The organism is Nocardia panacis (assembly GCF_003598715.1).
Classification (GTDB): Bacteria; Actinomycetota; Actinomycetes; order Mycobacteriales; family Mycobacteriaceae; genus Nocardia; species Nocardia panacis.
Map to the genome: position 1 here is coordinate 295805 of NZ_QZFU01000023.1, position 14143 is coordinate 309947.

The window sequence follows — 14143 nt, forward strand, 5'->3', positions numbered from 1 at the left end:
GAAATGGCTAGTGTCCGAATACATCCCATGGCGGGTTCGTTCGGTGGCCGGAAGATCCCGGCCCGCCGCCGCCCGCCGCCTCCGCTACTTCGGGAGCATGTGTTGAGACTGACCAGAGCAATGGCGCTTGCCGCGACCGGGATACTGGCCGCGGGCCTAGGCCTGGCGGGCTGTTCATCGGCCGAGAAGGCCGATTCGGAGATCGTCACCGTCAACGGCGGCGAACCGCAGAATCCGCTGGTACCCACCAATACCAATGAGAATATGGGCGGCCGGGTGGTCGACCGGCTCTTCGCCGGACTCAAGTACTACGACGGCAATGGCGTCGCGCACGATGAGATGGCCCAGTCCATCGAGACGACCGACCGCAAGAACTACAGGATCACCGTCAAACCCGACTGGAAATTCACCGACGGCACCCCGGTCACCGCCAAATCCTTCGTCAACGCGTGGAACTTCGGCGCCTTGGGCGCCAATGCCCAACTCCAGAGCTACGTCTTCTCGCTCATTGCGGGCTTCGACGAGGTGAACGCGAAAAATCCGACCGCGCAGACCCTTTCGGGCCTGAAGGTGCTCGACGACCGCACCTTCACCGTCGAGCTCAAACAGCCGTCCATCGATTTCGAGACCTCGCTGGGCTTCTCGCCGTTCTATCCGCTGCCCGATGCCGCCTTCACCGATATCAAAGCATTCGGCCAGAATCCGATCGGCAACGGCCCGTACAAGTTCACCAAGTGGGAACACAACGTCAAGATCGACATGGTGCCCAACCCGGACTACAAGGGCGGGCGCGCGCCGAAGAACAAGGGCCTGCGCTTCGTCATGTACCAGTCCTACGACACCGCCTACGCCGACCTGCAATCCAATAATCTGGACGCGCTGGATCTGGTGCCCGACAGCGCCCTGACCACCTACAAGAAGGACCTGGGCGACCGAGCCATCACCAAACCCATCGCCTACAAGCAGGCCATCGGCATTCAGACCAGCGCACCGCACTTCGGCGGCCAGGAGGGTCTGCTGCGGCGCAGGGCGCTGTCGCTGGCCATCGACCGGGATCTGATCTGCGACAAGATCTTCCATGGTTTGCGCGAACCCGCCCGCGACTTCACCGCCCGCACGCTGCCCGGCTTCGACGGCAATCTTCCCGGTGTCGACGTGCTGAAATACAATCCGACCGAGGCCAAGAACCTGTGGGCGCAGGCCAATAGCATCGCACCGTGGTCGGGCCGCTACGAGATCGCCTACAACTCCGACGGCAATCATCAGCCGTGGGTCGATGCCGTCGCCAACAGCATCAAGAACACCCTGGGCATCGATGCCGTCGGCACGCCGTACCCGATCTTCAAAACCATTCGCGACAAGATCAACACCCGCACCATCGGCACCGCCTTCCGCTACGGCTGGCAAGGCGACTACCCGACCATGCTGCAATTCCTCACCGCGCAGTACTACAGCTTCTCCGACACCAACGACGTCGACTACAAGAGCCCGGAATTCGACGGCCTGCTCAATGCCGCGCTCGCCGCACCGAATCTCCAGGAGTCCTACAGGATCGTGGCGCAGGCTCAGACGCTGATGCTCAAGGATATGCCGGATATCCCGCTGTGGGATTACATCGCCCCGGCGGGCCGCTCGGACAAGACCAAGGCGGCGCCGCTGTCGTGGAGCGGGCTGTTCGACTTCGAGAATATCGAGAAGTAGGAGTTCGAGTTCCCCTCGGCCACACGGTGACTGGACCCGCATTCTTTCGAGAATGCGGGTCCTGTCCTGGCTGCTCGGTCATCCGATGATTTCGGCCATCGAACGCCGCGCACACTCGTCCGCACCAAGATGGTTATGCGGATAGAGGGTTCACTCGCCCGAGAGGAGTTCGTCCGCACGGGCCAGGGCGGCATCCAGGGTCGTGCCCCATTCGCCCAGCGCGGCGAATTCGTTCAGGAAATCGGTCAATTCGCCGCGCAGCGCGGTCAGTTCGGCGACGGCGGGATCGAGGGGGAACCAGGCGGGGGTCCGGCGCCACCAGTTCGTGCCGTCGAGCCAGGACCACAGGATGTCGCGGACCAGGATCGGGTCCGGGGTGTAGAGCTGGAAGTCCGCTTCGTCGGCGCGGTATTCCAGCTCGTAGCCGCCGTCGGGGAGCAGGCGGGCGCGGATGCGTTGGTGGGCGCCGCGTTCCAGGGTCAGGTGGGCACAGTGTTCGACGAGGTCGGTGAGGGCGGCCCTGGTGGTGGGCGGCGGGACGGGGCCTGCGCCGAGGTCGGCCCGTGTCGGTTCGGGCGGATCCGCTGACATCCGAACAGTATCGCCGACCCGCGGGCGGATCCTTTGGCAAGGTAGGGCGATGGTGACCGTGGCCGGTGTGGACAGTTCCACCCAATCGTGCAAGATCGTCGTCTGCGATGCCGAGACCGGTGCGGTGCTGGCCCGCGCGCAGGCCCCGCATCCCGACGGCACGGAGGTGCCCGCCGAATCCTGGTGGCGGGCACTGGAATCGGCGGGCGCCGGTCGGCTCGACCGGGTGGACGCGCTTGCCGTCGCCGGACAGCAGCACGGATTGGTCGCACTCGACGCGCGGCACCGTCCGGTGCGAGACGCACTGCTGTGGAACGACACTCGCTCCGCCGGAGCGGCCGAGGATCTGGTGCGCGAACTCGGTGGGACGGGGGCGTGGGCCGAGGCGGTTGGCAGCGTACCGCTGGCCGCCTTCACCGTGACGAAACTGCGCTGGCTGGCCGATCACGAACCCGAGGCGGCCGATCGGACCGCGCGGATACTGCTGCCGCACGACTACCTCACCTGGCGGCTGCGCGGCGCGGACGCCGAGCCGACCACCGATCGCGGCGACGCCTCAGGGACGGGCTATTGGTCGCCCGCCACCGATTCCTATCGAGAAGACCTACTCGCGCTTGCCTTTCGGGGCCGCACACCCGAACTGCCGCGCGTCGCCCGACCCGCCGAACTCGTCGGCCGGACCGCGGCGGGCACACCGGTGGCCGCGGGCACCGGCGACAATGCCGCCGCCGCTTTGGGTTTGGGTCTGGGCGATGGCGATATCGCGATCTCGCTCGGCACCAGCGGCACCGTCTTCGCGCGCAGCGCGACGCCGAGTGCGGACCCGAGCGGGGCCGTCGCCGGATTCGCCGACGCCACCGGGGCCTTCCTACCGCTGGTCTGCACGCTCAATGCCGCCCGCGTCCTCACCTCGCTCGCCGATTTGCTCGGCGTGGACCGCGCGACCATGGAAACGCTTGCTGCACAGGAGAATCCGGGTTCTTCCGGGGTGGTGCTGCTCCCCTACCTCGGCGGTGAGCGCACCCCCAACCTGCCGCACGCTTCGGGCAGCCTGCACGGACTGCGCCCGGACAACATGCGCCCATCGGTCCTGGCTCGCGCGGGCTACGAGGGCATGCTCTGCAATATGGCCGACGCGCTCGACGCCCTGCGCATGGTCCCGCGCCGGGTGCTGCTCATCGGCGGCGCGGCGCGCTCTCCGCTCGTCGCCCGACTCGCCGCCCAGATCTTCGGCGTCGCCGTGACGGTGCCGGAACCCGACGAATATGTCGCCATCGGTGCGGCGCGTCAGGCGGCGTGGGCGCTGTCGGGCGCGCCCGAACCGCCCGACTGGTCAGCCCGCACCTCGGCCGAGGTACCCGCGCCGGAGGATTCTGCCGCAGGCCAGGAAGTCCGCGCTCAATACGCGCGAGCCCGGCAATCCCTGTACTGAGCGCACGGTTCGGTAATCGGAATCTCGTGAGAACAATCCGACCGAAAATGCCGATACTGCTGGTAGAAGCAGCAAATGCGTGGCAAGGGGGACCGAGGCGACGATGGCACCGAAACGACTATTCATCTATGTGGGCGGGGCCTTCGAGAAGCCGGGCATGATCACCCCGCTGTTCGATCGGCTGCGCGCGGAACCCGGCTACGGCGCGGACGAAGCCCTCTACTGGGAGTATCCGGACCCGGTGCACGCGTTCACCGGCGGCACCATGGCCGAGCACAGTCGCGACCTCGCCGACCGCATCGACGCCTACCACACCGGCCCGCGCCGTACTCCCGAGATCGTGCTCGTCGGACACAGCCTGGGCGGAATACAGGTGCGCTACGCCTACATCCAGGCGCTGCGGGGCATCGACGGCCCGAAACTCGACTGGGCGCGGGCGGTGACGCGGATCGTGCTGTTCGCCACGCTGAACCGCGGTATCGAACCTTCGCGCCTGCCCTGGTGGCAGCACCTGCTACTCGTGTTGGCCACGCCCTATGTCCGCACGCGCGCCTTCGGCGATCTGCTGTCGGGTTCGCCGTTCATCACCAATATGCGCATCCGCTGGATGCACGAATTCGCCGTGCTCGGCAAGCACGCCCCGAAGGTGGTGCAACTGCGGGCCGACGTGGACGACCTGGTGGAGGACGAGGACAGCCGCGATCTGGAGTCCATGCCCACCGGGGTGCAGAAGGTCATTCCGCGCGCCACCCACGCCGACGTCATCTCGGTGGACACCGCGCGAGAGGACTATCCGGGTCAGCGTTTCGACATTCTGCGCTGGGCACTGACCGAACCGGTGCGCCCCACCGATCCGGCCCCGGTGCCGCCCACCGAGGCGGCGAAGACCTCGGTCGTGTTCGCGCTGCACGGAATTCGTTCCGGCAGCGGGGACTGGCCCACCGAAATCGCCACGATCCTGTCCGAGAACGATCACAACGCGCTGGTGGTGACACCCTCCTATGGGCGCCTGTCGGCCTACGATTTCGCCCTGCCCTTCACCCGTAGACGCAATCTGCGCTGGTTCGCGGACCGATACAGCTACTTCCTGGCCAGACATCCGGACAAACCGTTTCACTTCGTCGGCCACAGCAATGGCACCTACCTGTTCGGTCGAACGCTGGATCAGATTCCCGCGCTGCGGTTCGACCATGTCTTCCTCGCGGGCAGCGTGCTGCCGCGCGAATTCGACTGGTCGCGCGTCGCCGACCAAGGGCAGGTGGGCACCCTGGTGAATGTGTGCGCCAGCGCCGACAAACCCGTCGCCTGGCTGTGCAGCGCGCTGCGCGGCTTCGGCATACGCGATATCGGTGTCGGCGGTTTCACCGGCTTCGACTCCGTCCCGCCCTCGGCCGTGCAGGTTCGCTCCATCAAGGGCGGCCACGGCGCGGCCCTGACGCCCGACCGCCTCGCCGGTGTCGCCGAGTTCGTCCGCAGCGGCGACTCCCCGAACGAAGGCCCATTGGTCACCCCCACCGAGGCATTCGGCGTCATGTCCCGCTTCGCCCCCACCGCGGGCTGGCTCGCCACCGGCGCCCTGCTCGCCCTCGGCTGGCTCGGTTTGCTCACCCTCGGCGCCCTGTGCACCACCCTCGTCCTCGCCGGGGTCCTGATCGTGACCTATGGCGCGCTGAAGGTGATGTGATTGCGGAAAACCGAGCGACTCGGGCATCGGGGTTCGCTACAGTGCGGCGGGTGACTTGGATTGCCCCCGAGGTTGAACGGATCTGGCCGCCGAGTGTGGGCGGCGAGCGGGAAATGTTGCAGGGCTGGCTGGATATGCACCGGCGCACGCTGCTGTTCAAATGTTCCGGACTGGAGGCCGAGCAGTTGCGGCAGCGCTGCGTCGCGCCGTCGACACTGTCGCTGCTCGGACTGGTCCGGCATATGACCGAGGTGGAGCGCGGCTGGTTCCGTCGCACGTCCGCCGGTGAGAACGTCGACCTCATCTACTGTTCGCAGGACAATCCGGACGGCGATACGGAGGATGTGGCCGAGGCCGATCCGGCCGCCACCTTCGCCGCCTACGAAAACGAGATCAAGCTGTGCGACGCCGCCGTCGCCGAAATGTCATTGGATGCCAACACCCTTCCGCATCCGCGCCGCGACCAGGTCTTCAGTCTGCGCTGGGTCTATCTGCACCTGATCGAGGAGTACGCCAGGCACAACGGGCACGCCGACTTCCTGCGCGAACGTATCGACGGGTCCACCGGGGTGTGACCCGTCCGCGCCCCCGCACCGGGGGCGCGGACGGAGCCTAGTTGGCTGCGCGCAATACCGCCGCCAGCGACGCCGCCAGCACGGAATCGCTTCGACCGCAGGCCCATCCGGTCACACCGTCGACGCGGTATTCCAGATAGGTGATGGCCGTGCTGTCGTTGCCGGAGCCGATGGACTGCTGGGTCAGGCTCAGGATCTCCACGGCCCGGCCCACTTTCGCCAGCGCCTCGGTCAATGCCTCGACCGGACCGGTTCCCCGATGCGCGGATTCGACCGTCGCGCCATCGGCGATCAGGGTGATCTCGGTGCACGCCTGCGCACCCGATCCGGCGGTGCGCCAATCCTTCAGCACCACACTCGATTCCGCGTCGTCGAGGTACGCGGCCTCGAACAGGTCGCGCAACTGCGACGCGGTGACCTCCAAACCGGTGTCGTCGGTGTGGCGCTGCACGTGCTTGGCGAAATCGATCTGGAGCCTGCGCGGCAGATCCAGGCCGTACTCGGCCTGCAGCAGATAGGCGATACCGCCCTTGCCCGACTGCGAATTCACCCGAATGACCGCATCGTAGCTGCGGCCGATATCGGCGGGATCGATGGGCAGATACGGTACCCGCCACTCGATTTCGCGTTCCGAACGACCGGTCGCGGCGGCGCGGGCGCGATGTTCGGCCATCCCCTTCTTGATCGCGTCCTGGTGCGTGCCGGAGAAGGCGGTGTGCACGAGATCGCCCACGTACGGGTGCCTTTCGTGGATCGGCATCCTGGTGCAGTATTCGACGGTGCGGCGGATCTCATCGATATCGGAGAAGTCGATCATCGGATCCACGCCCTGCGCGTGCAGATTCAGTGCCAGCGTCGCGATATCCACATTGCCGGTGCGCTCCCCGTTGCCGAAGACACAGCCCTCCACCCGCTCGGCACCCGCCAGGACGGCCAGTTCGGCGCAGGCGATGCCGGTGCCGCGATCATTGTGCGGATGCACCGACAGGATCACGCTCTCGCGCCGGGACAGATTGCGGTGCATGTATTCGATCTGGTCGGCGTAGACATTCGGGGTGGCGACCTCGACGGTGGCGGGCAGGTTCAGGATGACCGGCCGCTCGGGATCCGCCGACCACAGCTCCGTCATCGCGTCGCAGATCTCGAGCACATAGTCCGGTTCGGTCAGGTTGAAGACCTCAGGGGAGAACTGGAAGCGCACATTCGGCATATCCCCGGCCTCGTCGAGGATGGCGCGACCGCCGTCGAGGATCAGCTCGCGCAACTCGGCACGGTCCTTGCCCAGCACCACATCTCGCCAGGCGGGGGCGGTGGCGGTGTACATGTGGATGACCACGTCGTTGTCGATGCCGCGCACCGAGGCCACGGTGCGCTCGATCAGGTCGCGGCGGGCGGGGGTGAACACCACGATCGTGACATCCGAAGGGGCGATATCGGTTTCGGCGATCAGCCGGACGAAGTCGTAGTCGGTCTGCGATGCCGACGGGTAGCCGACCTCGATCTCCTTGTAGCCCATGGCCACCATGAGTTCGAAGAAGCGACGCTTGCGGGCCGGGTCCATGGGTTCGGCCAGCGCCTGGTTGCCGTCGCGCAGGTCGACCGGAACCCACAGCGGCGCGGCGGTGATGCGGGCGGTGGGCCAGTGCCGCTCGGTGCGCGGGACCGCGACCCGGTCGTAGACATCGCGGTAGCGATGCGACGGCAACTGCGAATGACGCTGCCGATTCCAGGCGGGCGCGGCCTCGGGGACCGCGCCGACGGGGGTGTCGATGGTGGGGAAAGTACGCATATCTGCTTCCTCGGCTGACGCTGCGAAAGGGATTGACCGGCCACGACGAAGCCCCACGGCGGGCGGACGGTCGTGTCAGGCCCCGCCGTGGCGGCTAAGGAGGAGTGCGTGCGTCATGATGGCTAGACTATACACAACTCCTCAGACAAGCAGAGGGGTGGAGAGGAGCGGAGAGGTTCCATGGTCGAGCAGGTTCGCCGTCACCCCCTGGCCGCGCAGACGGCCGAACTGCTGATGACGCGCATCCGCGCCGGTGAATGGCCGCTCGGACACCGCCTCCCCGGCGAGACGACCCTGGCCGTCCAGCTCGGCGTCGGCCGATCCACCCTGCGCGAGGCGGTGCGCGAACTGGCGGGCAAGGGCGTGCTCGACAGTCGCCAAGGCGCGGGCGTCTTCGTCACCGCGCTCGAGGCCACCGAGAACTGGGATACGGTGCTGCGCCACACCGCGATCGTCTCGGTCATCGAGGCGCGCATCGCCATCGAGGCCGAGGCCGCCGCACTGGCCGCGGACCGCCGCACCCGCGCCGACCTGCGCGTCCTACGCGCGAGGCTGGCCGCCCGCGCCGGGCACACCGAATCCGCCGCCCTGGTCGACGCCGATATGGCCTTCCACCGCGCCGTCGTCGTGGCCGGGCACAACGACGTGCTCACCCAACTGTTCGACAGCTTCCTGCCGCGACTGCGGTCGGCCATGATCGATATGCTCGATATCGCGCCCCTCCGATCCGAATCCGCCGACCACGCCGCCCATCAGCGGCTGCTGGACGCCATCGTCGCCAAAAACGCCTCGGCCGCAGCGGAATTCAGTCGCACCCATCTGACCTCACTGAAAGCCGCGTTCTGTTGAACGCCGAGAAAGGCCGCACATGTCCATCGTCCTCGAATTGTCCGAGGTGACCTTCCGCCGCGAAGGCAAGCAGATCATCGACGGCATCTCCCTCACCGTGCGATCCGGCGAACACTGGGCGCTGCTCGGCCCGAATGGCGCGGGCAAGAGCACCCTGCTCGGGTTCTGCGGCGCCGTCACCTTTCCCACCTCCGGCGCCGTGCACGTGCTCGGCGAACAGCTCGGCCGGGTCGAACTGGCCCGCCTGCGCCACTCCATCGGGCATGTCAATCCGCGCCACAGCCTCCAGCATCCGCTGACGGTGCGGCAGGTGGTGCTCACCGGGATCACCGCCACCATCGATACCCCGATGCGCTGGCGGCCCTCCCCCGACGAATCGCGCCGCGCCGACGCCATGATCGAGACGCTTGGCCTCAAGGGCAAGGGCGAGGAACTGTGGCCCACACTGTCGCAGGGCGAGCGCGGACGCACCCTCATCGCCCGCGCGCTCATCGCCGAACCCCGGCTGCTGCTGTTCGACGAGCCCTCCACCGGATTGGATCTGGCGGCCCGCGAACAACTGCTGGAGACCATCGACACGCTGGACCAGACCCATCCCGAGGTCGCCTCGATCCTGGTCACCCATCATCTGGAGGAATTGCCCAGCACCACGACGCATGCGCTGCTGATCGCCGAGGGGCGCACGGTGGCGGCGGGTCCGGCGCGCGCGGTGGTGACCACCGAGAATGTCAGCGCGGCGTTCGATCATCCCATCGACGTCCGCCACGATCAGGGGCGATGGACGGCGCGAGCGTCCCATCGGTAGGAATGCGTTCCGCCGCAGCGTGATTCAGGTAAGGTCTGCGAGCAGCGCGGGAGTCAGCTCGTCCAGCGTGGCGAGGGTGGCGCGGGCCAACGCGGCAGCGTCCGGGGCCGGTGGGTACTCGGGACGGGGCACGGCCACTACCCGAAGGCCCGCGGTATGGGCGGCGCGCAGACCGTTGCTGGAATCCTCCACTGCGGCACAGGTTTCCGGAGAATGCCCCAGGGCATTCGCTGCGGCCAAGTAGACATCGGGGGACGGTTTGCCGCGCGGCACCTCCTCGGTGGAGAAGGTCGCCGCGAACCGCGGCAGCAGGCCCGTGCTCGTCAGGACGGCGTCGATGAGGGTGCGCGGCGAGGAACTGGCGACGGCCAGCGGCAAACTCGCGCCCAGACGGATCACCGCGGCGGCGGCACCGGCAAGCAGTGGGACCTCGACGGCGTAGTGGGCCGCCATTCGGGCGATGACCTCGCGGGCCACCTGCTCGGGCGCGGCGTCGACACCCAGCTCCGCACTCAGGTAGGTCGACCATTCGGCGGTGCTCATACCCATCAGCCTGGTCTGGGTGTCGGGCAGCCAGCGGCCGCCGCGTTCGGCCACGTAGGCGCGGCGCACCCGCTCCCACACCGGTTCGGAGTCGATGAGGACGCCGTCCATATCGAAGACCACCGCCGCGATCACCATGGGGACCTTTCGCCGTCGGAGCAGTCCCGCCAAGATGCCGGTCGCGGGGCGTGCGTGTCAATTCACCGCCGCGTCGACCTCCCACAGCGGTGATCGACCACGCTGCCGTCAGCGACCCGCCAGTGAATTATATGGTGTATAGATGAGCATTGACCACGTCGGCCCGGATCCACTGCCGACCGAGGACCAGCACGAGGGCGGATTCCGGCCCATGGCCGAGCTGGTCCGCGCCGCGGCGGAGGCCGATATCGACCGCGGCGGCCCCCACTACGGCGAATTCATCGAGCAGGTGCGCGGCCTGATGGACCGGGTTCGCATGGCCTGCCCCTCGGACGAGCTGGCGCTGGAGTCGATCGGAATCCTCAAGCAGCTCAACGACAAACTCGACGACGCCGTCGTGGACGAGTGGTCGAATCCGCAGTGGACCCGCGACGATCTGCCCGCCCGCGGCAATATCACCCTGCCGCCCTATGTGGTGCGCCGCGCGGACCGCGACGGCGTGGACGCCGTGATCACCTACCGCACTTACCATTTGGGCGGCAACGCGGCAGCGCACGGCGGTCAGATCGCGGTCGGCTTCGACGATCTGATCGGGATGGCCGTGGCCCTGCACACGGGAGAGGCCAGCCGCACCGCCTCGCTGACCATCGACTACCGCTCGATCACGCCGCTCAATACCGAACTGCGGCAGCGCACCTGGGTCGAGAAGCGGGAGGGCCGCAAGGTCTACGTGCGCGGCACGCTGCACCATGGCGAGCGACTCTGCGCGGAGGCGCACGGCCTGTTCCTGGTGCTCAAACCCGGGCAGCCCTAGCAATATTCGCGGGCCGGTACCGGAAACATCCGGCACCGGCCCGTTCTCACTTTCCCGGAAAGTACACGTCCCGATACTCGGCGAAACGCCGATCGACCTGTTCGGCCGTGAGCCCGAACTCCTCGAGGGTGTACCGGTGCGCGGGTCGGGCCGCGCCGGAGGTGCTCTCGGAGTGCAACTCCCCCATGGCCGTTCGCGCCGCGTCGGTCAACTCCAGCCCGAAGTGCGCGTAGATCGAGGACACGGTGCCGATCGGATCCGCGACGAACGCGCCGTAATCCACATCGCAGAACTGGGCGGCATCGTAATTGCGCCGATCCTCCTGGAAGCGCGCCGCACCGCGCGACCACAGATCCAACTGGGTCCGCCCGACGATCTCGCCGCGGAATCGCTCCGACCAGCCCGCCGCCGCCTGCTCGTTCAGACTGCACACCGAGGCGATGATGGTGCGCGGATCCCGATGCATCTGGATGACCAGCGCGTCGGGATAGACGGCGAAGATGGCGTCGAGTGCGAACAGGTGGCTCGGATTCTTCAGCACCCAGCGGCGATTCGCATCGGGCAGCCCGATCAGTTGCAGATTGCGCCGATGCCTGCGGTAAGCCGGGGTCCAGTCGCGCTCGCCGAGCCACTGCGAGTATCCGGGCACGTGGCCGAGGCATTCATAGGACACCGACATGGCCGACTGCCGCAGCAACTGCCAGCACTCCTCCACCTGGTCGGCCGAAATATGGTGCACGCCCATGAATTCCGGATGTTCGACATGGTGTTTGTCGAAGGCCGCCGAGATGCGCTGGTAGACCGGATCGTCGGCCCAGCTCTCGCGCGGCGGACGCGGCTGCGGCATCTCCGTCAACCACATCTGTAGACCCTGATGCGCCGGATCGGCATTGAGCAGCCGATGCACGGCCGTGGTACCCGAACGCGGCAGACCCGTCACGAAAATGGGCCGCTCGACGGCGACTTCGACGTGTTCCGGAAACTGTTTCCAGGCCGCCTCGCTCAGCAGGCGCGCGATCAACGCCCCCCGCAGGAAGGCACGATTGACCTTGTTGCCGAATGGGGTCAGTTCGGCTTCGTTGGCGTAGGAGTCCAGCAGCACCCCCAAACCTTCGCGGTAGTCGTCGGCACCGAAGTCGTCGAGGCCGACCACCTTCGTCGCCGAGGCATGCAGATCGTCGAGGGTTCCGACGTCATCTCTCCCGATCACGATTGTCTCCTTGTAGCCACGCCTAATGGTGGAATTCGCCGCCGTTGACATCCAGACACGCCCCGGTGATGGCCCGCGCCAGCGACGAGGCGAAAAAGACCACGGCATCGGCGATCTCGTCCGGTTCCGGTAGTTTGCGCAGGTCGATCGTGGCGGCGGTCTCGGCGTAGACCTCCTCGGCGGTGATACCGCGCTGCTGGGCCAGGTAGTTGAAATACCACTTCAGGTTGTCGGCCCAGATGTAGCCCGGTGCGATGGTGTTGACGCGAATGCCCTGCGGCCCCAACTCGGTGGCCAGGCTCTGGGCCAGCGCGAGCAGACTCGCCTTGGCCATCTTGTAGGGGCCGAAGGTGCGCCGGGAGTGCCGCAGCACTGCCGAATTGATCATCACCACCGAACCCTTCGACTCGGCCAGCGCGGGCACGAACAGGCGCGTCAACCGCAGGGCCGCCAGGACATTGGTCTCGAATCCGGCCCGGACCTGATCCAGGTCGACCTCGGCCAGATCCGCGATCGGCGGAATGGCGAAGGCATTGTTGACCACGGTGTCGACCCGACCGAAGGCGCGCAGCGCCGAGTCCACCAGATTCGCCGCCGCGTCCGCGTCGTCGATATCGGTGGGCACCACCTCGGCGCGCCGCCCCAATTCGACGATCTCCTTGGCGACTTCGGTCAGCCGCGATTCGGTGCGCGAGGCCAGCACCACATCCGCGCCCGCGCGGGCGGCCTGCACCGCGATGGCCCTGCCCAGCCCGGGACCAACCCCCGAGACCACGACCACCCTGTCCCGCAACAACATCAGCCCAGCATCCTTTCCGCCACGGCCGCCTGCCGCGCCGCGATCCGCGCCCGCCATTGCTCGGGCGTCGTTTGTGCCTGTTCGTAGTAGGGAAGTCGGCGCGCCAGTTCCTCGAGCGGCACCACCTGCACCGTCGGCCCGTCCTCGGGCTTCATCTCGCGCGCCAGCCGCTGCCAACGGAACTGAAGATAGCCGCGCTCGTGCCCGGTGCGCTCGATCCAGTTGGTCAGTCCCGGATTCCGCTCGCTCACCACCAGGCGAATCATCCCGTCCGGATCCACTCGCGCCTGATCGGCGGTGAGGCTGGTCTGGTGGTTGATGTAGTCCAGCGAGACGTACCACATGCTGCCGAGCTGGAAGCCCTGATACGGCGCATCGGATTTGGGCACGGTGATGATCATGGCCTGGTCGTCGTCGAGTTCGTAGTGTCCGGCCGAGGAGAACTGGGTGCTGAGTCCGCCAGGGGTGGCGCGCGGTTCGGTCATCGTATTGACCGGCAGGTTCAGGTAGAACCATTTGGGAAAGGCCAGAAAGGTATTCAGCCGCGAGAGCAGCATCTTGCCCGCGACGCCGTAGCGTTTGGCGAGCAGGTCCTTGGTGAGCGGCGGCGGCGCCTCGCCCGCCTTGTCGACCCGCTGGATGCGAATCGTGCCAGGACGTTCGGTATCCCAGTCGCTGAAGACCTCGCGGACCACCAGCATGGCCGAATCCGGTGCGAGCTGCACATAGCCGGGGCGCGAAGCCGCTGGGCCGAAACGGATTTCGTAGCCGCCGTCGGGTCGCACCTCGAGTTCGCGATCGTCGAAGGCGGTCAGGCTGTCGGGAACGTCGACAGGCGAATAGTCGCCGTTGAGCACCTGGAAGCTGAGATCGCGTGTGGTGCCACGCGTTCCGGTGACCAGATATTCCGCGTCGGGGCGCAGGTAGGAGTGGAAGTAGAGGGTGTCCGGGTTGTCCAGGCCCATTTTGGTGTAGGGACCGGTGGAGCGGACGAAGAAGGGGAAGTCCCGCTCGTAGGCCCACGCCATCTGCTGGGCCGCGCGAATACTGCCCGCGAGGTAGTCGTAGCCCTCGATCAGGTCCTGCTCGGTGCGCAGGTGCGGGGCCTCGGTGATGATCTGCTCGGCGGCGGCGATGGCGTCCGCGAACGGCTGTGTCAGCAAGTGGCGCTCCGGTCCTGTTCCAAATATGTACCGCTCTGGTACATTTCGAT

Annotated in this window: 13 protein-coding genes; 7 read left to right on the forward strand and 6 right to left on the reverse strand. The window is 67.0% G+C overall.

All coding sequences use genetic code 11. From position 1 onward, the window contains the following. The first annotated feature begins 120 nt into the window (after positions 1-120). On the forward strand, positions 121-1701 hold the full coding sequence (locus tag D5S18_RS20220) for a peptide ABC transporter substrate-binding protein (protein WP_120042609.1): 1581 nt from the start codon (positions 121-123) through the stop codon (positions 1699-1701). A gap of 150 nt (positions 1702-1851) precedes the next feature. Here D5S18_RS20220 and D5S18_RS20225 read toward each other — a convergent pair whose 3' ends face one another. Further along, entirely contained in the window at positions 1852-2292 is a 441-nt protein-coding gene (locus D5S18_RS20225) for a hypothetical protein (protein WP_120042610.1), read from the reverse strand. A 49-nt stretch (positions 2293-2341) separates the two neighbouring features. Here D5S18_RS20225 and xylB point away from each other — a divergent pair, with 49 nt between their 5' ends. The 3 genes from xylB (at position 2342) to D5S18_RS20240 (ending at position 5983) form a co-directional block, all read left to right on the forward strand. Further along, positions 2342-3724: a xylulokinase gene (gene xylB / locus D5S18_RS20230; RefSeq protein WP_120042611.1), complete on the forward strand. Its 1383-nt coding sequence runs from the start codon at positions 2342-2344 to the stop codon at positions 3722-3724. Positions 3725-3803: 79 nt separating this feature from the next. Further along, entirely contained in the window at positions 3804-5408 is a 1605-nt protein-coding gene (locus D5S18_RS20235) for an esterase/lipase family protein (RefSeq protein ID WP_147404030.1), read from the forward strand. 50 nt (positions 5409-5458) lie between these two features. Continuing rightward, complete coding sequence (locus D5S18_RS20240) at positions 5459-5983, forward strand: DinB family protein (RefSeq protein WP_120042613.1); 525 nt, start codon at positions 5459-5461, stop codon at positions 5981-5983. A 37-nt stretch (positions 5984-6020) separates the two neighbouring features. Here the strand turns inward: D5S18_RS20240 and D5S18_RS20245 are convergent, their stop codons facing one another. Continuing rightward, entirely contained in the window at positions 6021-7772 is a 1752-nt protein-coding gene (locus D5S18_RS20245) for a 2-isopropylmalate synthase (protein WP_120042614.1), read from the reverse strand. Positions 7773-7952: 180 nt separating this feature from the next. On the opposite strand from D5S18_RS20245, the gene D5S18_RS20250 reads away from it, so the two are divergent. Both D5S18_RS20250 and D5S18_RS20255 read left to right on the forward strand, forming a co-directional pair. Further along, positions 7953-8621 (forward strand): FadR/GntR family transcriptional regulator, encoded by a 669-nt coding sequence (locus D5S18_RS20250; RefSeq protein WP_120042615.1) that lies wholly within the window; start codon positions 7953-7955, stop codon positions 8619-8621. A gap of 19 nt (positions 8622-8640) precedes the next feature. Continuing rightward, a complete protein-coding gene (locus D5S18_RS20255) occupies positions 8641-9426 on the forward strand; it encodes an ABC transporter ATP-binding protein (RefSeq protein WP_120042616.1) in 786 nt (261 codons plus the stop codon). Between the two features lie 24 nt (positions 9427-9450). Here D5S18_RS20255 and D5S18_RS20260 read toward each other — a convergent pair whose 3' ends face one another. Beyond that, complete coding sequence (locus D5S18_RS20260) at positions 9451-10107, reverse strand: HAD family hydrolase (protein WP_203236824.1); 657 nt, start codon at positions 10105-10107, stop codon at positions 9451-9453. A 142-nt stretch (positions 10108-10249) separates the two neighbouring features. Here D5S18_RS20260 and D5S18_RS20265 point away from each other — a divergent pair, with 142 nt between their 5' ends. After that, the gene (locus D5S18_RS20265) at positions 10250-10921 is read left to right on the forward strand and encodes a PaaI family thioesterase (protein WP_120042617.1); all 672 of its coding nucleotides are present in this window, start codon (positions 10250-10252) and stop codon (positions 10919-10921) included. 46 nt (positions 10922-10967) lie between these two features. On the opposite strand, the gene D5S18_RS20270 is transcribed toward D5S18_RS20265, so the two are convergent. From D5S18_RS20270 to D5S18_RS20280, 3 genes are read right to left on the reverse strand one after another with little or no spacing between them, the layout of a single operon-like run. Further along, on the reverse strand, positions 10968-12131 hold the full coding sequence (locus tag D5S18_RS20270; protein ID WP_239003891.1) for a sulfotransferase family protein: 1164 nt from the start codon (positions 12129-12131) through the stop codon (positions 10968-10970). A 22-nt stretch (positions 12132-12153) separates the two neighbouring features. Continuing rightward, entirely contained in the window at positions 12154-12930 is a 777-nt protein-coding gene (locus D5S18_RS20275) for an SDR family oxidoreductase (protein ID WP_120042890.1), read from the reverse strand. Continuing rightward, complete coding sequence (locus tag D5S18_RS20280; protein WP_120042618.1) at positions 12930-14093, reverse strand: hypothetical protein; 1164 nt, start codon at positions 14091-14093, stop codon at positions 12930-12932. The genes D5S18_RS20275 and D5S18_RS20280 overlap by 1 nt, the downstream gene beginning before the upstream one ends. Positions 14094-14143: the final 50 nt, after the last annotated feature.

Bases quoted from the DNA above. Each gene is read 5' to 3' on its own strand.
- D5S18_RS20220 (WP_120042609.1), top strand. From the start codon at position 121: ATGGCGCTTGCCGCGACCGGGATACTGGCCGCGGGCCTAGGCCTGGCG.
- D5S18_RS20225 (WP_120042610.1), bottom strand. From the start codon at position 2,292: ATGTCAGCGGATCCGCCCGAACCGACACGGGCCGACCTCGGCGCAGGC.
- xylB (WP_120042611.1), top strand. From the start codon at position 2,342: ATGGTGACCGTGGCCGGTGTGGACAGTTCCACCCAATCGTGCAAGATC.
- D5S18_RS20245 (WP_120042614.1), bottom strand. From the start codon at position 7,772: ATGCGTACTTTCCCCACCATCGACACCCCCGTCGGCGCGGTCCCCGAG.
- D5S18_RS20250 (WP_120042615.1), top strand. From the start codon at position 7,953: ATGGTCGAGCAGGTTCGCCGTCACCCCCTGGCCGCGCAGACGGCCGAA.
- D5S18_RS20255 (WP_120042616.1), top strand. From the start codon at position 8,641: ATGTCCATCGTCCTCGAATTGTCCGAGGTGACCTTCCGCCGCGAAGGC.
- D5S18_RS20260 (WP_203236824.1), bottom strand. From the start codon at position 10,107: ATGGTGATCGCGGCGGTGGTCTTCGATATGGACGGCGTCCTCATCGAC.
- D5S18_RS20265 (WP_120042617.1), top strand. From the start codon at position 10,250: ATGAGCATTGACCACGTCGGCCCGGATCCACTGCCGACCGAGGACCAG.
- D5S18_RS20275 (WP_120042890.1), bottom strand. From the start codon at position 12,930: ATGTTGTTGCGGGACAGGGTGGTCGTGGTCTCGGGGGTTGGTCCCGGG.